The 20,988-nt window shown below is 73.5% G+C and carries 18 protein-coding genes and 1 pseudogene; 8 read left to right on the top strand and 11 right to left on the bottom strand.

The window, feature by feature from the left end; genetic code table 11:
- Window positions 1–89: 89 nt before the first annotated feature.
- Window positions 90–1,058, bottom strand: a complete 969-nt coding sequence (locus ACFO3J_RS22530) for an NAD(P)H-quinone oxidoreductase (protein ID WP_386432009.1) — start codon at window positions 1,056–1,058, stop codon at window positions 90–92.
- A gap of 198 nt (window positions 1,059–1,256) precedes the next feature.
- Between ACFO3J_RS22530 and ACFO3J_RS22525 the strand changes: the two genes are divergently transcribed.
- Complete coding sequence (locus tag ACFO3J_RS22525; RefSeq protein ID WP_386432007.1) at window positions 1,257–2,732, top strand: MFS transporter; 1,476 nt, start codon at window positions 1,257–1,259, stop codon at window positions 2,730–2,732.
- Window positions 2,733–2,879: 147 nt separating this feature from the next.
- Here ACFO3J_RS22525 and ACFO3J_RS22520 read toward each other — a convergent pair whose 3' ends face one another.
- The 5 genes and pseudogenes from ACFO3J_RS22520 to pdhA form a co-directional block, all read right to left on the bottom strand.
- Entirely contained in the window at window positions 2,880–4,658 is a 1,779-nt protein-coding gene (locus tag ACFO3J_RS22520; RefSeq protein WP_386432005.1) for a molybdopterin molybdotransferase MoeA, read from the bottom strand.
- Window positions 4,655–5,698, bottom strand: a pseudogene (locus ACFO3J_RS22515) (DUF6457 domain-containing protein). Before ACFO3J_RS22515 ends, ACFO3J_RS22520 begins: the two are co-directional and overlap by 4 nt.
- A gap of 106 nt (window positions 5,699–5,804) precedes the next feature.
- The gene (locus ACFO3J_RS22510) at window positions 5,805–7,304 is read right to left on the bottom strand and encodes a dihydrolipoamide acetyltransferase family protein (protein WP_386432002.1); all 1,500 of its coding nucleotides are present in this window, start codon (window positions 7,302–7,304) and stop codon (window positions 5,805–5,807) included.
- Window positions 7,304–8,335, bottom strand: a complete 1,032-nt coding sequence (locus tag ACFO3J_RS22505; RefSeq protein ID WP_386432000.1) for an alpha-ketoacid dehydrogenase subunit beta — start codon at window positions 8,333–8,335, stop codon at window positions 7,304–7,306. Before ACFO3J_RS22505 ends, ACFO3J_RS22510 begins: the two co-directional genes overlap by 1 nt.
- Window positions 8,332–9,432: a pyruvate dehydrogenase (acetyl-transferring) E1 component subunit alpha gene (pdhA, locus tag ACFO3J_RS22500; RefSeq protein ID WP_386431997.1), complete on the bottom strand. Its 1,101-nt coding sequence runs from the start codon at window positions 9,430–9,432 to the stop codon at window positions 8,332–8,334. The genes ACFO3J_RS22505 and pdhA overlap by 4 nt, the downstream gene beginning before the upstream one ends.
- Window positions 9,433–9,614: 182 nt before the next feature.
- On the opposite strand from pdhA, the gene ACFO3J_RS22495 reads away from it, so the two are divergent.
- A complete protein-coding gene (locus tag ACFO3J_RS22495; RefSeq protein ID WP_386431995.1) occupies window positions 9,615–10,097 on the top strand; it encodes an Lrp/AsnC family transcriptional regulator in 483 nt (160 codons plus the stop codon).
- 105 nt (window positions 10,098–10,202) lie between these two features.
- Here ACFO3J_RS22495 and ACFO3J_RS22490 read toward each other — a convergent pair whose 3' ends face one another.
- Together ACFO3J_RS22490 and ACFO3J_RS22485 are read right to left on the bottom strand one after the other, a co-directional pair.
- Window positions 10,203–10,790 carry a TetR/AcrR family transcriptional regulator gene (locus ACFO3J_RS22490; protein ID WP_386431992.1) on the bottom strand — a complete coding sequence of 196 codons (588 nt, stop codon included), beginning with the start codon at window positions 10,788–10,790 and terminating at the stop codon, window positions 10,203–10,205.
- Window positions 10,787–12,310 (bottom strand): 3-hydroxyacyl-CoA dehydrogenase, encoded by a 1,524-nt coding sequence (locus ACFO3J_RS22485; RefSeq protein WP_386431989.1) that lies wholly within the window; start codon window positions 12,308–12,310, stop codon window positions 10,787–10,789. The genes ACFO3J_RS22490 and ACFO3J_RS22485 overlap by 4 nt, the downstream gene beginning before the upstream one ends.
- A gap of 161 nt (window positions 12,311–12,471) precedes the next feature.
- Here ACFO3J_RS22485 and paaN point away from each other — a divergent pair, with 161 nt between their 5' ends.
- A complete protein-coding gene (gene paaN, locus ACFO3J_RS22480; protein ID WP_386431986.1) occupies window positions 12,472–14,148 on the top strand; it encodes a phenylacetic acid degradation protein PaaN in 1,677 nt (558 codons plus the stop codon).
- A 21-nt stretch (window positions 14,149–14,169) separates the two neighbouring features.
- On the opposite strand, the gene ACFO3J_RS22475 is transcribed toward paaN, so the two are convergent.
- From ACFO3J_RS22475 to ACFO3J_RS22465, 3 genes are read right to left on the bottom strand one after another with little or no spacing between them, the layout of a single operon-like run.
- Window positions 14,170–14,940 carry a TrmH family RNA methyltransferase gene (locus tag ACFO3J_RS22475; RefSeq protein WP_386431983.1) on the bottom strand — a complete coding sequence of 257 codons (771 nt, stop codon included), beginning with the start codon at window positions 14,938–14,940 and terminating at the stop codon, window positions 14,170–14,172.
- Window positions 14,941–14,998: 58 nt separating this feature from the next.
- Window positions 14,999–16,336, bottom strand: a complete 1,338-nt coding sequence (locus ACFO3J_RS22470; RefSeq protein ID WP_386431980.1) for an HTTM domain-containing protein — start codon at window positions 16,334–16,336, stop codon at window positions 14,999–15,001.
- Entirely contained in the window at window positions 16,333–16,929 is a 597-nt protein-coding gene (locus ACFO3J_RS22465; RefSeq protein WP_386431977.1) for a DUF5819 family protein, read from the bottom strand. Before ACFO3J_RS22465 ends, ACFO3J_RS22470 begins: the two co-directional genes overlap by 4 nt.
- A gap of 279 nt (window positions 16,930–17,208) precedes the next feature.
- Between ACFO3J_RS22465 and paaA the strand changes: the two genes are divergently transcribed.
- From paaA to ACFO3J_RS22440, 5 genes are read left to right on the top strand one after another with little or no spacing between them, the layout of a single operon-like run.
- Window positions 17,209–18,180, top strand: coding sequence for a 1,2-phenylacetyl-CoA epoxidase subunit PaaA (gene paaA / locus ACFO3J_RS22460; protein WP_386431974.1), 972 nt, complete (start codon window positions 17,209–17,211; stop codon window positions 18,178–18,180).
- Window positions 18,177–18,485 (top strand): 1,2-phenylacetyl-CoA epoxidase subunit PaaB, encoded by a 309-nt coding sequence (gene paaB / locus ACFO3J_RS22455; RefSeq protein WP_386431971.1) that lies wholly within the window; start codon window positions 18,177–18,179, stop codon window positions 18,483–18,485. Before paaA ends, paaB begins: the two co-directional genes overlap by 4 nt.
- Window positions 18,482–19,282: a 1,2-phenylacetyl-CoA epoxidase subunit PaaC gene (gene paaC, locus ACFO3J_RS22450; protein WP_386431968.1), complete on the top strand. Its 801-nt coding sequence runs from the start codon at window positions 18,482–18,484 to the stop codon at window positions 19,280–19,282. The genes paaB and paaC overlap by 4 nt, the downstream gene beginning before the upstream one ends.
- Window positions 19,276–19,878, top strand: a complete 603-nt coding sequence (locus tag ACFO3J_RS22445; protein WP_386431965.1) for a PaaD-like zinc ribbon domain-containing protein — start codon at window positions 19,276–19,278, stop codon at window positions 19,876–19,878. The genes paaC and ACFO3J_RS22445 overlap by 7 nt, the downstream gene beginning before the upstream one ends.
- The gene (locus tag ACFO3J_RS22440) at window positions 19,878–20,954 is read left to right on the top strand and encodes a 2Fe-2S iron-sulfur cluster-binding protein (RefSeq protein ID WP_386431963.1); all 1,077 of its coding nucleotides are present in this window, start codon (window positions 19,878–19,880) and stop codon (window positions 20,952–20,954) included. Before ACFO3J_RS22445 ends, ACFO3J_RS22440 begins: the two co-directional genes overlap by 1 nt.
- Window positions 20,955–20,988 lie beyond the last annotated feature (34 nt).

Here is a 20,988-nt window from a genome sequence, read left to right as displayed (position 1 = left end):
GGACGATCAGCGGCCCGGGGGCGGGACGTCCCGAACACCCGCGCCGCCCCCGGCAGTTGCGGCGGTCAGACGGTCAGACGGTCAGACGGTCAGACGGTCAGCAGCACCTTGCCCAGGTGCCCGCCGCTCTCCAGCAGCCGGTGCGCCTCGGCCGCGTCCGCGAGCGGGAAGGCCCGGTCCACCACCGGCCGTACGACACCGTCCTCGATCAGCGGCCAGACGTGCTCGCGCACCGCCGCGATGATCGCCGCCTTCTCGTCCAGCGGCCGCGACCGCAGACCCGTCGCGGCGATCGCCGCGCGCTTGGCCATCAGCTTGCTGAGGTTCAGCTCCGCCTTCGCGCCGCCCTGCATCCCGATGACGACCAGCCGGCCGTTCACCGCGAGCGCCTCGACGTTCCGCGCCAGGTACTTCGCGCCCACCACGTCCAGGATGACGTCGGCGCCGTGCGAACCGAGTTCCGCGACGAAGTCCTGGTCGTGGTAGTTGATCAGGACGTCCGCGCCGAGCCGGCGGCAGGCGTCCAGCTTGCCCTCGCTGCCGGCGGTGACCGCGACCCGGGCGCCGACCGCCTTGCCGAGCTGGATCGCCATCGTCCCGATCCCGCTCGTCCCGCCGTGCACCAGCAGCGTCTCACCGGGCCGCAGGTTCGCGATCTGGAACACGTTCGACCAGACCGTCGCGGTGACCTCGGGCAGCGCGGCGGCCGACGCCAGCTCGACGCCCTTCGGCACCGGCAGCAGTTGGCCGACCGGCACGGCGACCTTCTCCGCGTAACCGCCGCCCGCGAGCAGCGCGCACACCTCGTCGCCCACCGACCAGTCACCGCTCACGCCCGGACCGAGCTCCACGATCCGTCCCGAGCACTCCAGACCGGGATAGGGCGACGCACCGGGCGGCGGCGTGTAATTGCCCTGCCGCTGGAGTACATCCGCCCGGTTCACCGCCGAAGCCGTGACCTCCACCAATACCTCGTCCGCACCCGGCCGGGGGTCGGGCACCTCGGCCAGGACGAGTGCTTCGGGGCCGCCCCGGTCGGTAATCGTGATCGCACGCATAGCACCGACCGTACCGCCGGAAGGCGAATCTCCATGAGTCCGGACGGTGTTATAGGGGGTGCCCGGGTGTGAGGGGGAGCCCGGGGGGAGCCCTTCCTACGCGGCGCGGCCCCCTCGCGGCCCCCTGGCGGCCCCCTCGCGGACTCCCCAGGTGCCGCCCCGCTGACGCCGGCCATGCCGACCGGCGAAACTGGGCACATGAGCGAGACCGTGCCGCAGCCCCTCGACGCCCGACAGCGCGCCGTCGCCCTGCTCGTCGCGGGCTGCTTCTTCATGGAGAACCTGGACGGCACCATCGTGTCCACCGCGGCCCCGCGCATGGGCGCCTCGCTGGGGGTCTCGGCGACCGCGATCGGCCTGGTCATCACCGCCTATCTGCTCACCGTCGCGGTATTGATACCGCTCAGTGGCTGGCTCACCGCCCGCTACGGCGCCCGGCGCGTCTTCCTCTGCGCCATCGCCCTCTTCACGCTGGCGTCCCTGGCCTGCGCCGCGGCCTCGAACCTGGGCGAACTCGTCGCGCTGCGGGTGGTCCAGGGCGCCGGCGGCGCCATGATGGTGCCGGTCGGACGGCTGATGGCCATGTCGGGCGTGGCCAAGCCCGATCTGCCGCGGATCGTCTCGTACATCGTGTGGCCCGCGCTGCTGGCCCCGGTGATCGCCCCGCTGCTGGGCGGCGTGATCACCACCTACGCGAGCTGGCGCTGGCTCTTCCTGATCAACATCCCGCTGGGTGCGCTCGCCTTCACGGTGGCCTGGCGGCTGATCGAGGGCGGCCCGGTGGCCGGGGTGCGGGCGCTGGACTGGCCCGGGGTGCTGTGGACCTCGGTGGGGCTGGGCGCGCTGACGTACACCGGTCATCTGCTGTCCCAGGACGGCGGCTCGTGGCCGGTGACGGCGGCCTTCGCCACAGCCTCGGCGCTGATGCTGGGGATGGCGGTACGGCATCTTCGGCGGGCGGATCATCCGCTGATCGACCTGGGGACGCTGCGGGTCCGGTCGTTCCGGGCGTCGGTGTCGGGGGGTTCGTCGTTCTGGGTGGCGGTGAGCACGGTGCCGTTCCTGCTGCCGCTGCTGTTCCAGGAGGTGTTCGGCTGGAGCGCGGTCGCCTCGGGCACCCTGGTGCTCTTCGTCTTCGTCGGCAACATAGGCATCAAGCCGGCCACGGGATACATCTTCGGCCGGTTCGGCTACCGCTCCCCGCTGGTGGCCTCGGGCCTGACGCTGGCCGGCACCATGGTGGCCTGCGCCTTCCTCACCGCCGACACCCCTCGGTGGCTGATCGCCGCCCTGGCCGTGCTCAGCGGCGCCGCCCGGTCACTGGGCCTGACCGGCTATTCGACCCTCGCCTTCGCGGACATCCCGCAGGACCGGATGCGCGACGCCAACACCCTGAACGCCACCGCCAATCAGATGGCCGCCGGTCTCGGTGTCGCCGCGGCCACCGTCGCCGTACGGCTCGGCGCCCCGCTCACCCACGCCCTCCTCGGCCGCACCTCCCCGGCGCTGTCCTACGGCGCCGCCTTCTGCCTGCTCGCCCCGGCCGCCCTGGCCGCGACGGCGGGCGCGGCCCGGCTGCACCCCGGCACGGGGGATTCACTCCGGCGCCGTACGGACGGGCCGACCCGCGAGCGGGCGAGGACCCGGCCGCGCGACCGGACCCGGACGACATGACGGGCGGCGTCCGGCTGTCGTACGGGTGAGGCTGTCGTCTTCGTACCGGTGAAAGGCGCGTCTTCGCACGGGTGAACCGGCCGTCTTCCGACGGGTGGAGGGCGCGTCTTCGTGAGGGTGAGCGCGTCGCGTCGGGCGGGGGCCGCGTCAACCGCCGCTCCCCCAGGCGGGGCCCAGCATCCCGGTGTCGAGCACGGCCGTCTCCTGTCCGGCCCGGGCGCCGCCGGGCGGGATCACCGCCATACCGTCGGCGCCGGCCAGGCCGCGCAGCATCGCCGAGCCCGCGAAACCCAGCGGCCGGGCGGCGGACTCGTCGTCGAAGACCACCGGGACGAGCCGGGTGTCCACCGGATGCCCGGCCACGTCGGCGGTCAGCGCCGCCGCGTACGGGGCCGGCCCGGGCCGACCCGCCAGCGTCCGCAGCAGCGGCGCGGCCAGCGTCAGCACCCCGGACACGGCGGCCAGCGGATTGCCGGGCAGTCCGATCAGGAACGGCCCGCCGCCGGGCGCCGGGGATCCGGCACGGCCCGCGATACGGCTCCCGGCACGGCCCCCGGTATGGGTGCTGCCCGGCAGTTCGGCGAGCAGCATCGGATGGCCGGGCCGTACGGCGACCCCGTCGACCAGCAGCTTGGCCCCGATCGCGGCCAGGACGGGGTGAACGTGATCGACCGGGCCGCCCGCCGTCCCGCCGGTGGTGATGATCAGATCCGCGGCGCCGGCCGTGATCGCGTCGCGCAGCGCGCCGGGGTCGTCCACCAGGCGCCGTACCGATGTCACCTCGGCGCCCAGCGCGCGCAGCCACGAGGGCAGCATCGGGCCGAGCGCGTCCCGCACCCGGCCGTTCCGGGGCAGCCCGTGGTCCAGCAACTCGTCGCCGAGGACCAGCACCTCGACTCTCGGCCGGGCGGTCACCGTCAGCTCGTCGTAACCGGTCGCCGCCGCCAGCCCCAGCACGGCCGGTGTCACCACGGTGCCGACGGGCAGCAACTCCTCGCCGCGCCCGCACTCCTGGCCGCGCCGCCGCACCTCCTGGCCGGGACGCGGCGCGAACCTCGGCTCCCGGACCCACAGCCACGCCCCGTCGCCGCGCTCCTCGGTCCTGCCGTGCTCGCTGCGCAGTACGGCCACGGCGCCCGGCGGCAGTACGGCGCCGGTGGCGATCGGGGCGGCCCGGCCGTCGCGCAGCGGCGGCGGTGAGCCCTGGCCGGCGAGCAGCCCGCCCTCCAGCAGCCAGGGGGCCGAGCCGGCCACCGCCCAGCCGTCCATCGCCGAGGAGTCGAACGACGGCAGGTCGGTGAGCGCGGTCAGCGGCTCGGCCAGCGCGGCCCCGAGCGCTTCCTCACCCAGCGGCATCACGCGGGCGCCCAGCCGTCGGCCCGCCTGCCGGGCGATCCGGCGTGCCTCGGACCAGGTCACATCGGCGGTCCGGGCGTCGCGCCGCCGCTCGGCCGGTGGAGGGGGCTTGCGGCCTCCGGTTGCCACGCCTTCCGGATCGGCGACGCGGTCGGCGCGGCCCGTGCCGCCGGTACGGCTGTTGGTGCGGCTGCTGGTGCGGCGCTCGGCCGGTGGTGCCGCAGCGGGGCCGGCACCGCGGTCCGCCGGGCCGTTCCCGCCGCGGTCGGCTTCGCCGCGCCGCGCGGGCGGGCGTGGTCCGGTGTCGGCGGACTCCTCCGCACCGTGCAGAAGGGCGACCGCCACCGGGTCCAGCGGCGCCGGGGGAGGGGGTGTGTGCGGGCGCGGGCGCGATCCGGCAGGTCGGGACGGGCGGGCGGGAGCCGGCTGCGCGTCCCCGAGGCCGAGGGCGACGACCAGCGGGTCGGTGGCCGGCGGACGGCTCCGATCGGCCTCGGCGCGCGGGTCGTTGGCCAGCGCGAGGGCGTCGTCGAGCGCGCGGTCGGCCGCGTCACCGGCCTTGCCGCTCATCCCGCCGGGTCCGCTTCGCCGCCCGATTCCTCGGCCCAGCGCTGCGCCAGCGCCACCGCCCTGGCCGCCGCCTCCCGCACCGCGTCCGGGCCCCCGCCCGCGCTCGCCGCCGCGTAACCCACCAGGAAGGTGGTCAGCGGAGCGGCGGGCCGGGCGACGCCGTGCGCCGCGTCACGGGCGAGGTCGAGCAGGACGGAGATGTCCACGTCCAGCTCGATACCCAGTTCGGTCTTGGCTGCTGAGATCCATTCATCCAACACAGGCCCTATGCTCTCCGATCCGTGTCCCGTCGGCAGGCAGGCTCACCCCTCGGACGCGGCGTCCAGCCGGGCCCGCGCCACCGCGACGTCCTCCCAGGTGTCGCAGTCGAAGGACGCCACTCCTGTCGGGTCGGCGATCCTCCGCACCGCCAGCTCCCCGGTCAGCAGCCGCAGCGGCAAGCCGGTCAGGCCGCCGTGCTCGGCGCCGAGCAGGGCGAGTTCGCGTCGCAGCGCTTCGATCCGGTAGGCCGCGGCCAGCGGCTGATCCCGGCCGTCCGGGTCCGTCAGCATCACTCCTTCCCACTCCGTCCCGTTCTCCTCCGCCACCCGCCGACCCGCGCGCCGACCGGCCCGCCGCTCCGGGTCGGCGGTGAGCGTGTCGGCCAGCGCGTTCACCGTGCCGGCCGTCAGGAACGGCAGGTCGGCGGCGAGCACCAGCACCACCTCGGGGCGCCCTCGCCCGGCGGCCGCCGCGCCGCCCGCGCCCGCGGTGCCCGGCACGGGTGGGCCGGACGGTGCGCCGCCGGGGCCCAGCGCGGCGAGACCGGCGGCGAGCGCGGGCAGCGGGCCGCCGCCGGGCGGCTGCTCGCGGGTCCACCCCACCGGCCGGGCGGTCGGGCGGCGCGGCCCCACCACGACCGTGCTGTCCGCGGCCGCGCACGCGGCCAGGACCCGGTCCAGCAGCATGCGGCCGCCGATCGGCACGGCGGGCTTGTCGGCGCCACCGAGCCTCCTGGCCGCGCCGCCGGCCAGCACCACCGCGTCGAAACTGCTCGTCATGCCGGCGAGTATCTCCCGGCCACCGGGCGCCGCGACGTCCCCGTGCCTGGGATCGGGATCGGGGCCGGGATCGGGGCCAGGATCGGGGCCAGGCACGGGATCGGGATCACACGGCCGCGAGGAGCACCGCCGGGCTCTCCACGCAGTCGGCCACAAACCGCAGGAAGCCGCCCGCGGTGCCGCCGTCGCACACCCGGTGGTCGAAGGTGAAGGACAGCTGCACCACCTGCCGCACGGCCAACTCCCCCTGGTGCACCCACGGTTTGGGCACGATCCGGCCGACTCCGAGCATCGCCGCCTCGGGGTGGTTGATGATCGGCGTGGAGCCGTCCACCCCGAACACCCCGTAGTTGTTCAGCGTGAACGTCCCTCCGGTCAGCTCCCCCGGTGTCAGCGACCCGTCCCTGGCCGCAGCGGTCAGCCGGCCGATCTCCGCGGACAGCCCGGCGGTGGTCCTGGAGTGGGCGTCCCGTACCACCGGCACCACCAGACCGCGCTCGGTCTGCGCGGCGAAGCCGAGGTGCACGGCTGGCAGCCGTACGATCTCGCTCCTCGCGGTGTCCACCATGGCGTTGAGGTCCGGGTAGCGGCCCAGGGCCGCGGTGACGATCCGGGCCAGCAGGGCCAGCACCGATATCCGTTCGGCACCCGCGGCCTGCCCGGCGGTGTTCATCGCCGCCCGCGCCGCCATCAGCTCGGTGGCGTCCGCGTCCACCCAGCAGGTGGCGTCCGGGATCTCCCGGCGGCTGCGGCTGAGCTTGTCCGCGACCGCGCCGCGTATGCCGCGCAGCGGGATGCGCTCGCCGCTCTGCTGATCCGACGCCGTGGACCTTCCCACCGCTGCCGGGCCCGGCAGCGGCGCGCGGGTCCGGGTCGGGGCCTCCCCGCTCGTCCGTTCCAGCGCCCGCTCGACGTCCGCCCGCAGGATCAGCCCCTCCGGACCCGAACCGCTGACCGTCCGCAGGTCAAGGCCCCGCTGCCTGGCCAGCCGCCTGACCAGCGGCGACACCACGGCCACCGGACCACCCTCCGGAAAGCGGTCCGGCTGTCCGGACGGCCGTCCGTCCGGTCCTCCGTCCGGGCCGCGGTCCGCCGACCCCCCGGGGGCCTGGTCGGCGCGGCTGTCCGGACGGGCGTCCACCGCGTGGCCGTTCGCCGACGGCACCGCTCCGGATGCCGCCGCCTCGACGCGAGCCACGGAATGCGCCGTGCCGACCGCCCGCACCCGGTTGCGCCGCCGGGCCGCCGGACCCGTGCCGTAACCGACCAGGACATTGCCGGAGCCCTCGTCGGCGGAGTCGGCGACCGCGCCCCCACCGGCGCCGTCGCCGTCCTCCGGACCGCCGCCCGGTTCACCGGCGGAGCCGACGGCCACCGTCACCAGCGGCCGGCCCACCGCCAGGGTCTCGCCCTCTTCCCCGAAGCGGGCGGTGACGACGCCTCCGTAGGGGCACGGCACTTCCACCACGGCCTTGGCGGTCTCCACCTCCACCACCGGCTGGTCGACGGCCACGACCTCCCCGACCTCCACCAGCCAGCGGACGATCTCCGCCTCGGTGAGTCCTTCACCAAGATCGGGCAGGGTGAACTCCTTGACGGCCGCCATCACCCCTCCTCCCACTGCAGGCGCCCCACGGCGTCGAGAATTCGGTCGACACCGGGCAGATGGTGCCGCTCCAGCATCGGCGGCGGGTAGGGGATGTCGAACCCGGCGACCCGCAGCACCGGTGCCTCCAGGTAGTGGAAGCACCGTTCGGTGATCCGGGCCGCTATCTCCGCGCCCGCGCCGCCGAATCCGGACGACTCGTGCACGACGACCGCCCGCCCGGTGCCGCGTACCGCCGCCGCCACCGTCTCCTCGTCGAAGGGCACCAGGCTGCGCAGATCCACCACGCCCAAGTCCCAGCCCTCCTCCTTCGCCGCCTCGGCCGCCTCCAGACAGACCGGCAGCGAGGGGCCGTAGGTGATCAGGGTGGCGCTGCGTCCGGTGCGGCGCACCACGGCCCGCCCGATCGGCGCGACCTGCGTCGGCGCGCGCGGGGACCAGGCGGCCTTCGACCAGTAGAGCCGCTTCGGCTCCAGGAAGACCACCGGGTCGTCGGAGGCGATGGCGGCCCTCAGCAGGCCGTAGGCGTCCTCCACGGTGGCCGGGGTGACCACGTGCAGCCCCGGGGTGTGCGCGTAGTACGCCTCGGAGGAGTCGCTGTGGTGCTCCACACCGCCGATACCGCCGCCGTAGGGGATGCGGATGGTGATGGGCAGCGGCAGGGCGCCGCGGGTGCGGTTGCGCATCCGGGCGACATGACTGACCAGCTGCTCGAAGGACGGATAGGCGAAGGCGTCGAACTGCATCTCGACCACCGGCCGCAGCCCGTACATCGCCATGCCGACGGCGGTGCCGAGGATGCCGGCCTCGGCCAGCGGCGTGTCGGTGCAGCGCTCCTCGCCGAACTGCTCGGCGAGGCCGTCGGTGATCCGGAAGACGCCGCCCAGGGCGCCCACGTCCTCACCGAGCACATGGACCGCGGGGTCGGCGGTCAGCGCGTCGCGCAGCGCCTGGTTGAGGGCCTGGGCCATGGTGGCGGGCTTGCTGGCGGAGGCGCGAGAGCGGTCGGCCGCCGGGGTGGCGGTGGTCATGACCGCTGCTCCGCTTCCAGCTCGGCCCGCAGTTGGGCCTCCTGCTGCCGCAGCTGCTGCGTGGGCTCGGCGTAGACGTGCGCGAACAGCTCCGTCGGGTCGAGTCGCGGGTCGGCGTTCATCCGCTCCCTCAGGCCCGCGGCCATCGTCTCGGCTTCCTCCGTGGCCGTCCGGCGCAGGGCGTCGTCCAGCAGACCGCGCTCCGTCAGCTCGCGCTCCAGCAGGGTGATCGGATCGTGCTCACGCCAGGCGGCGACTTCGCTGTCGTCGCGGTAGCGGGTGGCGTCGTCGGCGTTGGTGTGCGCGTCGATCCGGTAGGTGACCGCTTCCACCAGCGTGGGCCCGCCACCGCCGCGGGCCCGGTCGACGGCGTCGGTCAGCACCTCGTGCACGGCCGCCGCGTCGTTGCCGTCCACGATCCGGCCGGGCATGCCGTAGCCGACCGCCTTGTGGGCGAAGCTCGGGGCCGCGGTCTGCTTGGCCAGCGGGACGGAGATGGCGAAGCCGTTGTTCTGGACGAGGAAGACCACCGGCGCCCGCCACACGGCCGCGAAGTTCAGCGCCTCGTGGAAGTCGCCCTCACTGGTGCCGCCGTCGCCGACCAGGGCGAGCGCGACCACGTCGTCGCCGCTGAGCCGGGCGGCGTGGGCCAGGCCGACCGCGTGCGGCAGCTGGGTGGCGAGCGGCGTACTCAGCGGCGCGACCCGCTCGGCCCGGGAGTCGTAGCCGGTGTGCCAGTCCCCGCGCAGCAAGGTGAGTGCCGCGACCGGGTCCACACCGCGGGCGACCACGGCGAGGGTGTCGCGGTAGCTGGGGAAGAGCCAGTCCTGGGGCCGCAGGGCGAGCGCGGCGCCGATCTCGCATGCCTCCTGGCCGGTGCTGGACGGATAGACGGCGAGCCGGCCCTGCTTGGTCAGCGCGGTCGCCTGCTGGTTGAAGCGCCGACCGCGGACGAGCTGCCCGTACAGCGTCCGCAGCAGGGCGGGATCGAGCCGGGCGGCGGCGGGGGTGCCGAGCAGCCGGTACGGCTCCGGATCGGGCAGCAGCGGCGCGGCATCGGTGCGGTGGCGCCAAGCAGGGGTGTCCAGCACGGTCATCGCGAGCACCTCCTCGTGGTTCGGCGACCGGGGTCCGGTCGGGTGCGAGCGGGTTTCGCTCTCCCAACCGATTGTTCGGTCGCCGGAGGCATTTTGGCTACGGGGTGGTTTCGCCTGTGGACAAACGGTTCTGCACAGCCTCAGATGGAGCCAGTACGTCCATGGTATGGAGCTTCCGGGGGATGGCGAGCGAACAGATGGCCGACGAGGAACCAACGGTCCGACCTCTGGACCCGATCGACCGCACGATCCTGCGGCTGCTCCAAAAGGACGGACGGGCCTCGATACGCTCCGTGGCCGAGCGGGTACACGTGTCCCGAGCCAACGCCTACGCCAGGATCAATCGGCTGATCGAGGACGGAGTGATCCGAGGTTTCACCGCCCGGGTCGACCACGAGCGGGCCGGCCAGGGAGCGTCCGCGTACATCACGCTCAAGATCGTCCAGAACTCCTGGCGGACCGTCCGGGAAAAACTTGTCACCCTTCCGGGTGTCGTGCATATTGCCCTGGTAAGTGGGGATTTCGACGTTCTTCTCCTGGTTCACACCGTGGACAACCGCAGCCTCCGCGAGCTGGTCCTGACCCGGCTGCAGTCGATCGAAGAGGTGCTCAGCAGCCGGACGCTGCTGGTCTTCGAGGAGACCGACCTCGTCGTCGGCGAATAGGCCCACCCGGCCACCGCGTCCGTCCAGCGCCATCCGGGTGACCGTCAGGGTGAGAAGTGCGGGTCACCGGTCGGGGTGCCCGTCCGAGTGCCCGGACGGCACCGACTACGTCCGCAGCCCGTCGAAGGCCAGCCGCACCACCGCGTCCCCGACCTGGGTCCCGTCCAGCGCGCCCTTGCCGTCCGGCCGGTACCACTCCACGATCGAGTTGATCATCCCGAACAGCAGCCGGGTCGCCAGCCTGGGCTCGACGTCCGCGCGGAGGTCGCCTTCGGCCACCGCGGCCTTCAGCAGCGCGGAGACCCGCTGATCGAACTCCCTGCGGCGCTCCATCGCCCACCGCTCCGTCCCGGTGTTGCCGCGCACCCGCAGCAGCAGGGTGACGTAGGGGAGTTCCTCCATCAGCACCCGCGTCGTCCGCCGGGTGACGTGTTCCAGCCGCTCGACCGCGCGCCCGTCGCAGGATTCCGGCTCCTCCAGGATGCCGAAGAGGCCCTCCAGCGCACGCCCCACCGCCCGGTTCAGCAATTCCTCCTTGCCGCGCACATGGTGGTAGATAGAGGACTTGGAGATGCCCGCCGCCTGCGAGAGGTGCTCCATGGAGGTGCCGTCGTAGCCGCGCTCGTTGAAGACCTCGACCGCGACGGCGAGCAGCGAATCGGGCGTATAGGTGTCGCGCTTGGACATGGTCATGAGGAGACCACACCTTCCGCCGCGGCCGCACGCCGTCTCAGTTCCGGGCAGGGCGCGTAACGGCCGGTGGGATACCAGAAGTGCAGCCCGTCGAGGAGATCGCGCACCCAGGGCGCGGTCAGCCGCTCGCCCCACTCCAGCGGGCCCAGCGGGTAGTTGACGCCCTGCCGCATGGCGGTGTCCACGTCCTGCGCGGAGGCCACCCCCTTGGCCACCGCGTCGGTCGCCAGGTCCACCAGCATCGCGACGGTCCGCGCGACGACCAGGCCCGGCAGGTCCCCGACCACGCTCACCTTCTTGCCCATCGCCTGGAACAGACCGACCGCCTGCTCGACGGCGTCGGCACGCACCCCGGCGGACGCCGCGATCCCGATCCGGGTGGCGGCCCGGTAGTCCGGCGCCAGGTCGAATTGAACGCCCGGCCGGCCCGGCGGGCGCCCGTCGGCCAGCCGGAGTGACGTCCCGGCGTGCAGCACGATGACGCCGTGGCCGGGGCGGGGATCGTGCGGATACGGCTCCTCGCGCACCTCGATCCCGGCCTCCCCGGCCAGCGCCACCAGTTCGCCGGCCGGTCCCAGGTCGCCGCGCACGGTGATGAGCGGGGGCGCGGTCATGGGCTCGGCGGTGTGGGGCTCGGTCGGCGCCGCCGCGCCCGCGTCGTAGGAGAACCAGCCGCGGCCGGACTTGCGGCCGAGCCGCCCGGACTCGACCAGCCGGCGCTGGGCGAGGGAGGGCGTGAACTTGGGGTCGTGGCTGAAGGCCTCCCACACCGAGCGGGTGACGGCCTCGTTGACGTCCTGGCCGATCAGGTCCATGAGCGCGAAGGGCCCCATGGCGAAGCCGCCGCACTCGCGCAGCAGCGCGTCGACGGTGGCGGGGTCGGCGGCCCGCTCCTCGTGGACCCGCAGCGCCTCGGCGTAGAAGGGGCGGGCGACGCGGTTGACCAGGAAGCCGGGGGTGTCGGCGCACCGTACCGGGACCTTTCCCCAGGCGGCGGCGGTGTCGTACGCCAGGGTGACGGCCGCCGCGTCACTGGCCGCTCCCGCGACCACCTCGACCAGCGGCAGCAGCGGCGCCGGATTGAAGAAGTGCAGCCCGACGAGACGGCCGGGCAGCCGCAGGGCGCCCGCGACCGCGGTGACGGACAGCGAGGAGGTGTTGGTCGCCAGCAGGCAGTCGTCGGCGACGGTCTCCTCCAACTCGGCGAAGAGCCGCTGCTTGGCTCCGAGGTCCTCGATCACGGCCTCCACCACCAGCCGGGCGCCGGCCAGCTCCCCGACGTTCTCGGCGGGGGCCAGCCGGGCCAGTGCGGCCGTGAGGTCCCCGGCGCCGAGCCTGCCTTTGGCCACCAGCCGTCCCAGCCGTCCCGCGACGGCGTCCACGGCCGCCCCGGCCCGGCCCGGCACCGCGTCGTGCAGCCGTACACGGTGGCCGGCCAGCAGCGCGACCTGCGCGATCCCCTGGCCCATCGTTCCCGCGCCGACGACGGCCACGACGCCGCTGCGGTCAAGTGCGCTCACGGTTTGCCACGCCTCCTTGCCGGGTTGTCCCCGAATCGTCCGTTGTGCCGATGTCCCGAAGTTGTCCACAGGGCGGCGACGCCCTCCTTGTCCCGACCGAACATTCGGTTAATCTAGCGGTGTCCGCATCAGTCGTCCCAGCTCGACGAGGAGTTGGTCCCATGTCCGCCGATCTCTCCACCGTGCACTTGATCGAACGTCATCGCGCCACCCTCGACAAGGCGCTGGAAGCCGTCAGGACGCGTGAGTACTGGTCGCCCTACCCCGAGCAGCTGAAGGCCTACCCGGAAGCCGAGGCGGGCAAGGCGGCCTTCGAGGCACTGCTCGGCCACCAGTTCGAGCTGGATCAGCCCGGCACCGACGAGTGGACCGGCAGCGAGCGGTCGCCGTACGGAATGGAGCTGGGTGTGCGCTATCCGCACCCCGACCCGGACCGGCTGCTGCCCGCGATGCGCGCCGCCCTCCCCGCCTGGCGGGACGCCGGCCCCGAGGCCCGCGCGATGGTCTGCCTGGAGATCCTGTCCCGGATCAACGCGCGGACGCACGAGTTCGCCCACGCGGTGATGCACACCTCCGGCCAGGCCTTCACGATGGCCTTCCAGGCGGGCGGACCGCACGCCCAGGACCGCGCCCTGGAGGCGGTGACATACGCCTACGCGGAGCAGATCCGCGTCCCGGACAGCGCGCAGTGGATCAAGCCGCAAGGCAAGCGCGAGCCGCTCGACCTGCGCAAGACCTTCACCGCGGTGCCGCGCGGCGTCGGCCTGGTGATCGGCTGCAACACCTTCCCGACCTGGAACGGCTATCCGGGGCTCTTCGCCTCCCTCGCCACCGGGAACGCGGTGCTGGTCAAACCCCATCCGCAGGCCGTGCTGCCGCTCGCGCTCACGGTGGCCATCGCCCGCGAGGTGCTGGCCGAGGCCGGCTTCCCGTCCGACCTGGTGTGCCTGGCCGTCGAGCGCCCCGGGGAGGGCCTGGCCAAGACCCTGGCCCTGCGGCCCGAGGTCCGCGTCATCGACTACACCGGCTCCACCGGCTTCGGCGACTGGCTGGAGGCCAACGCCCGGCAGGCCCAGGTCTTCACCGAGAAGGCGGGAGTCAACAGTGTGGTCGTCGACTCCACCGGCGACTACCGCGGCATGCTCGCCAACCTGGCCTTCTCCCTGTCGCTGTACAGCGGTCAGATGTGCACCACCCCGCAGAATCTGCTGATCCCCCGGGACGGCATCGAGACCGACGCGGGACCGAAGTCGTACGACGAGGTGGTCGCCGATCTCGCCGCCGCGGTGGACGGGCTGCTCGGCGACGACACCCGGGCCAACGCCCTGCTCGGCGCCCTGGTGAGCCCGGAGGTCAAGGGGCGGCTGGAGGCGGCACCGGATCTGGGCGAGGTCGCCCTCGCCTCCCGTTCCCTGAAGCACCCCGACTTCCCGCACGCCGTGGTCCGCACCCCCGCGGTGATCAAGCTGGACGCGGCCAAGCCGGACGCCGAGGCCGCCTTCATGGCGGAGTGCTTCGGCCCGGTCTCCTTCGCGGTGGCGGTCGACTCGACGGCCGACGCGGTGCAGCTGCTGCGGCGCACGATCCGGGACAAGGGCGCCATGACGGTCGGCGGATACACCACCTCCCCCGAGGTCGAACGGCAGCTGGAGGAGGCCTGCTGGGAGGAGAGCGCCCAGCTCTCGCTGAATCTCACCGGCGGGGTCTACGTCAACCAGACCGCCGCCTTCTCCGACTTCCACGGCTCGGGCGGCAATCCGGCGGCCAACGCGGCCCTGTGCGACGGGGCGTTCGTCGCCAGCCGCTTCCGTACGGTGGAGGTGCGGCGCCCGGCCTGACCGCACCGCACCCGCCGCGGCTCAGGCAAGCCCCGGCACCAGCGGGGAGCGGGACGTGGCGGCCCAGTGGTAGAGCGCCATGCCCACACTGGTGGCCAGGTTGTAGCTGGACACCTGGGCCCTCATGGGCAGCGCCACCAGCGCGTCGGCCCGGGCGCGCAGTTCGTCGGAGACTCCGTGCCGCTCGGAGCCGAAGACGATCAGCGCGTCGTCGGGCAGCGCGGTGGCGCGGATGTCCTCGCCCTCCGGGTCGAGGACCCAGAGCGGCCCGGGCGGCAGCTCGGCGGCGTCACGGTGCTCGACGGCCGTGGCGTAGTGCAGGCCGGCCCCGGAGCGTACGGCGTTGGGGTGCCAGGGGTCGAGGTCGCCGGTGGTGACGACCCCGGTGACCGCGAAGCCGGCCGCGAGCCGGACGACCGCGCCGACATTGCCGAGATTGCGGGGCTGGTCCAGCACGACGACCGGCGCCAGGCGGGGCAGCCGGGCGAGATCGGCCAGGTTCGCCCCGCGGTCGCGCCGGGCGGCCAGCCCGGCCACCCCGGTGGGGTGCACCCGGGTGAGCAGGTCGCGCAGCGCCCCGGCCGGGATCTCGCTGAGCTGATCGGCCAGACGTCCGGTCAGGTCCGGGGCCAGCTCGGCGGCCAGCCGCAGCGTGGCCGCCTTGTCCGCGGTGACCGCGGCCCGTATGTCCGCGCCGAAGCGCAGCGCGTGCTTCACGGCGTGGAAGCCGTCGAGCAGCACCGCGCCCGGGGCGGCCGCGCGCCAGCGCCGTACGGCCTCGTCCTCGATCATGGCGGCCAGCCTACGGTGCGGTCGGGCGGCCGGTCGGGGCACGCGATCCGGGCGCCGATCAGGGCACGGGAGCGGCCGGCGGCTCCCCGAGAGCGGGCTCGTCGCCGACCGGCGAGCGCTGCTCGGGGACAGCGACCTCGACGGCCTCGGGAGCGGGCCGCACCAGGCGCGTCACCCGTCGTCCGGCCCAGCGCAGGAAACCGGTGGGCAGGAACACCGCGTCGGCCGCGATCATCGCGAGCGAGAAGAAGGGCAGCCCCAGCACGATCGCGATCGACGCGTGCTCCAGGATCATCGCGCACAGCAGGACGTTCTTCACCCGGCGGTTGAACAGCGTGAAGGGGAAGGCGACCTGGACGATGACGGTGCCGTAGGTGATCAGCATGACCATGATGTCGCTGCCGGCCAAGGCGTGCGACAGCGCGGGCCAGGGGCTGAAGTCGTCCAGGTGGAGCGGGTAGTACAGCGCGGTGCCGTCCTGCCAGCGGCTGCCCTGGATCTTGTACCAGCCGGCCGTGGAGTAGATCAGGCACACCTCGGCGGCGATGACGAGCATGGCGCCGTTGTGGACGATGTTGCCGACGAAGTCGAGCACCGTGCGGGGCTCGCCCGGCGCGTACCGCCGCACCGCCCACCACACGGCCTGGCCGATCCAGCAGCCCCAGAAGATCAGCCCCCACCCGGAGCTGAGCTTCCCGCCGAGGGAGGCGGCGACCAGGGCGGCGCCGAGCACCGTCCACAGGGCGATGCCGATGGGGTCGAGGTCACCCTGGCCGGTCCGGCCGGTCGCGTCCGCCGCTTCCGGGGTCGGCGGCTCGGCGGCGGCTTCGGCGCGGGCCGCCCGCCGCAGCGCCCGGCGGTGGTCGAGGGACCAGACCTGTCCGCAGCGGGTGAAGGCGAGATAGATGGCCATGATGTGGACGACGTTGTCACCGCCGTCCCCCTCGAACACGCTGCGGTTCTGCAGTGACAGCACCCCGACCATGAACAGCAGCGCGGAGGTCCGGGTCCGCCAGCCCAGCAGCAGCGTCGCGCTCGCCACGATCGCGAGCGCGTAGACGATCTCGAACCAGGCCCGGCTGTCGCTCCACATCACCACGCTGAACGCGTGGTTGCCCGCGATCAGGCGCTTGGCCAGATCGAAGCTCCAGGGACTTCCGGGGCCGTAGAGCTCGTCGCGGTGCGGGAATTCGCGCAGCAGGTACAGCAGCCAGGTCAGCGAGAAACCGATCCGGACGATCGCGCTCTGATACGGGCCCAGCACGGTCTCGGTCGCGCGGCGCAGACCGTGGGCGATGGACCGGTCCAGGCGGAGGCCGAAGGCGGCGAACGGCGACCCGCTGTCCGCGGTGAAGGCGGCCTGGGAGTCGGGGGCGTGACTATGGGGGGCGCTCACGAGGCGTTCTCCTGCCCGGCCGGCGTGGTGTCCACGGACCACCACGGAAGCGTGCGGTACTCGGGGCTCGTGCTGGTCGCGCCGGCGATCCACGGCGGCTGCTGGACCTGGGTGGTGGCGGCGCGGGCCTGGATACGGACCACGTCGCCGCCGTTCAGCCGCCGGCCGAAACGGTCCTGCAGGATGTTCTGCAGATACGCGCGGCTCATGTCGCTGCGATCGCCCGCGTTGGGCTGCTCCTGCTGGTCGTGCGTGTCGGTGTAGTAGCCCCAGGCGCGGCGGAGTTCGTTTTGCTGCGTGTGGCTGGGCAGCGGGTCGTGCCGCATGGCCGCGATGTCCTCGCCGGTCATGTCGACCCAGGCGGTGGTCTGGACGGCGCCACCGGGCCTGCGGACCTCGGCCCGCGCCTCGACGTGGATGTTCTGCTGCAGCGGATCGGGAGCGAACAGCTTCCAGTTCTGCTCGAACTCCGGATAGATGTAGTCGCTGACCGCCGCGGCGTGCTCCTTGCTGAGCGTGTTCGACGGCGCGACATGCAGGAACACCATGGCCAGGTGGAACAGCGCCCCCACCGTCACGGCCCCCACCGCCACGGCCACGACTATGCGTCCGGGAAGCGAGAGTGCGGCCACCCGGGGCGGCGGCCCTTGCGTTGACTCCATCGTCTCTCCGATCTCGCCAGCTGCCCGGCAGCCTGCTGCCGCGCAAGCACGCTACCCATCCAGGGACCCGGCGGTGACCTTACCGAGTTATCCACAGGCTGAGGAACGGCTTGACACCCACCTCTTGCGCGCTCGACCATGAAGGGAACCGAACGATCGGTCGGTCGGTCGATTCGTCGTCCGACTCAGGCGAGGAAGAGGGAGGGTCCGATGACGACCACGGCGCAGCCCCCGGCGACCGCGGCGGCGGAGCAGGACGCCATGTCGGCGGCCTTCGACGCCGCGGTGGCCGCCGACGCGAGAATCGAGCCCCGCGACTGGATGCCGGACGCCTACCGGGCCACGCTCATCCGCCAGATGGCCCAGCACGCGCACTCGGAGATCATCGGTATGCAGCCGGAGGCCAACTGGATCAGCCGGGCGCCCTCGCTGCGCCGCAAGGCGATCCTCATGGCCAAGGTCCAGGACGAAGCGGGCCACGGCCTCTACCTCTACAGCGCGGCCGAGACGCTGGGCGTGAGCCGGGACGAGCTGCTGGACAAGCTGCACACCGGCCGCCAGCGCTACTCCTCGATCTTCAACTACCCGACGCTGACCTGGGCGGATGTCGGCGCGGTCGGCTGGCTGGTGGACGGCGCCGCGATCACCAACCAGGTCCCGCTGTGCCGCTGCTCCTACGGCCCCTACGCCCGGGCCATGGTGCGGATCTGCAAGGAGGAGTCCTTCCACCAGCGGCAGGGGTACGAACTGCTGCTGGCCCTCAGCCGGGGCACCCCCGCCCAGCACGCCATGGCCCAGGACGCGGTGGACCGCTGGTGGTGGCCGTCGCTGATGATGTTCGGCCCGCCGGACGACGAGTCCTCGCACTCCGCCCAGTCCATGACCTGGAAGATCAAGCGCCACTCCAACGACGAGCTGCGGCAGCGCTTCGTGGACATATGCGTCCCGCAGGCCGAGGTGCTGGGCCTGACGCTGCCGGACCCCGAGCTGCGGTGGAACGCGTCGCGGGAGGCGTACGACTACGGGCCGATCGACTGGACCGAGTTCCAGGAGGTGCTGCGCGGCAACGGCCCGTGCAACGACCAGCGGATGGAACAGCGCCGGGCGGCGCACGAGGAAGGCACCTGGGTACGGGACGCGGGCGTCGCCTACGCCGCCAAGCACGGGGAGGCGGCGGCATGACCGGGGACCGGACCGGGCGGAGCGGCGGCGAGTGGCCGCTGTGGGAGGTCTTCGTCCGCAGCCGCCGCGGGCTCAGCCACACCCACGCCGGCAGCCTGCACGCACCCGACGCGGAGATGGCCCTGCGCAACGCCCGCGACCTGTACACCCGACGGGCCGAGGGCGTCTCGATCTGGGTGGTGCCGTCCACCGCGGTGACCGCCTCCTCCCCCGACGAGAAGGACGCGTTCTTCGCGTCCTCCGCCGACAAGCCGTACCGGCACCCGACGTTCTACGAGATCCCGGAAGGGGTGAAGCACCTGTGAGCTCCATCGAGACAGCCGAAACAGCCGAAACAGCCAAGACAGTCGGACCGACCACGGCCACGGCCCCCCGGGCCCCGGCGCTGACCGGCGCGAGCGCTGCCGCCGCACGCGCACTCGGCGACGACGCCCTGGTGCTTGCCCAGCGGCTGGGGGAGTGGGCGGGGAAGGCTCCGGTGCTGGAGGAGGACGTCGCCCTCACCAACATCGCGCTCGACCTGCTCGGACAGGCCCGCACCCTGCTCTCGCTGACCGGCGACGAGGACGAGCTGGCGTTCCTGCGCGCGGAACACGAATTCCGCAATGTGCAGCTGGTGGAGCGCCCCAACGGTGACTTCGCCGAGACCATCGCCCGCCAGCTGTACTTCTCGGTCTACCAGGAGCTGCTCTACGCCGAACTGGCCGGGTCCGGCGGCGAGCTCGCGCCGCTGGCGGCGAAGGCGGTCAAGGAGGTGGCCTACCACCGGGACCACGCCGAGCAGTGGACCCTGCGGCTCGGCGACGGCACCGAGGAGAGCCACCGCCGGATGCAACGGTCGCTCGACGGCTTGTGGCGGTACACCGGCGAGCTCTTCGACCCGCTGGAGGGCCTTCCCGCCTCGCCGCCCGCACTGCGCGATCGCTGGCTGGAACGGGTGACGGCGACCGTGGAGCGGGCGACGCTGGCGATACCGGAGGGCCGGGACCGGACTCCGTGGTCGGCGGGCGCGGGGCGCCAGGGTGTGCACACCGAGCCGTTCGGGCGCCTGCTGGCCGAGATGCAGTATCTGCACCGCGCCCACCCGGGGGCATCGTGGTGACCGCCGACGCACCCGCCGCGACCGCGCTGGAGCGCGAGCTGCTGCGGCTGGCCGGCGCCGTACCCGACCCGGAGCTCCCGGTGGTCTCGCTGGCCGAGCTGGGCGTGCTGCGCGGTCTGCGGGTCCTCGGGCCCGGACGGGTCACCGTGGAGCTGACCCCGACCTGGACGGCCTGCCCGGCCATCGACACCATGGCCGCGGATGTGACCGAGGTGCTGAAGGCGCACGGCATGGCCGAGGTCGAGGTGCGGACGGTGCTCGCACCCGCGTGGTCGACCGACGCGATCAGTCCGGAGGGCCACCGCAAGCTCGCCGCGGCCGGAGTGGCACCGCCGCGCCGCCTTCCCCCCGGCGCGGCCCGCACGGACCGGTCAGCGGCCGCGGGCGGCCCGGTGGCGGGCGGTCCGGTGGCGGGCGGTCCGGTGGCGGGCGGTCCGGTGGCGGGCGGTCCGGTGGCGGTGGACCTGGCGATCCGCTGCCCGCGGTGCGGCTCGACCGACACCCGGCTGCTGAGCCGCTTCTCGTCCACCGCCTGCAAGGCGCTGCGCCGCTGCGAGTCCTGCCGCGAACCGTTCGACCACTTCAAGGAGGTGTGATGTTCCATCCACTCCGGGTGACGGAGGTCCGCCCGCTCACCGATGACTCGGTGACCATCTCCTTCGAGGTGCCCGAGGAACTGCGCGCCGCCTACCGCTACGCGCCGGGCCAGCACATCGCCGTCCGGCGGCGGGTGGCGGGCGCCGAGGTCAGGCGCACGTACTCGCTGTGCGATCCGGTGCCGGCCGAGCCGGCAGCGGGTGAGCCGGGTTCCGGGCCGCGTCGGCTGCGGGTCGGTGTGCGCTGGGTCGAGGACGGCGAGTTCTCCACCTACGCCCTCAAGGAACTGCTGACCGGGGAAGTGCTGGACGTGATGACCCCGGCCGGGCGGTTCGTGCTGGAACCGCGCCCCGGGCGGTTCGCGGCGGTCGTCGGCGGCAGCGGTATCACCCCGGTGCTCTCGCAGGTCGGCACCCTTCTCGCGCGGGAGCCACAAGCCTCCTTCTGCCTGATCCGCAGTGACCGCACAGCCGCGTCCACCATGTTCCTGGAGGAGGTGGCCGATCTGAAGGACCGGTGGCCCGACCGCTTCCAGCTGGTGTCCGCCCTGTCCCGGGAGGAGCAGCAGGCCGGGCTGCCCTCGGGCCGTCTGGACGAGGAGCGGCTCACCGCACTGCTTCCGGCGCTGCTGCCGGTGCCGGCGGTGGACGGCTGGTATCTGTGCGGGCCGCTGGGCCTGGTCGGCGCTGCGGAGCGGGCGCTGCGCACCCTGGGCGTGCCGCGCTCCCGGGTCCATCAGGAGATCTTCCATGTGGACGAGGCGCCCACGAGCCCGGTCACGGCCGGGCCGATACCCGGCGGCGCCACCGTGCGGGCGACGCTCGACGGGCGCGGCGGCAGCTGGCCGTCAGCGGGCCGGGAGTCCCTGCTGGAGACGGTGCTGCGCAACCGTTCCGACGCCCCCTACGCGTGCAAGGGCGGGGTGTGCGGGACCTGCCGGGCGAAGCTGATCGCGGGCGAGGTTCGGATGGACCGCAATTTCGCGCTGGAACCGGAGGAGACGGAGGCCGGCTATGTGCTGGCCTGCCAGTCGCATCCGGTCACACCCGAGGTCGAGGTCGACTTCGACGCCTGACCAGGTGCGCCGTCATCACGGCGGACGCCCGCCG

Source organism: Streptomyces polygonati, from assembly GCF_042650325.1.
Lineage (GTDB): Bacteria > Actinomycetota > Actinomycetes > Streptomycetales > Streptomycetaceae > Actinacidiphila > Actinacidiphila polygonati.
Note: the sequence above shows the minus strand (reverse complement) of the source record. Positions and strands in the feature narration are given on the sequence as shown.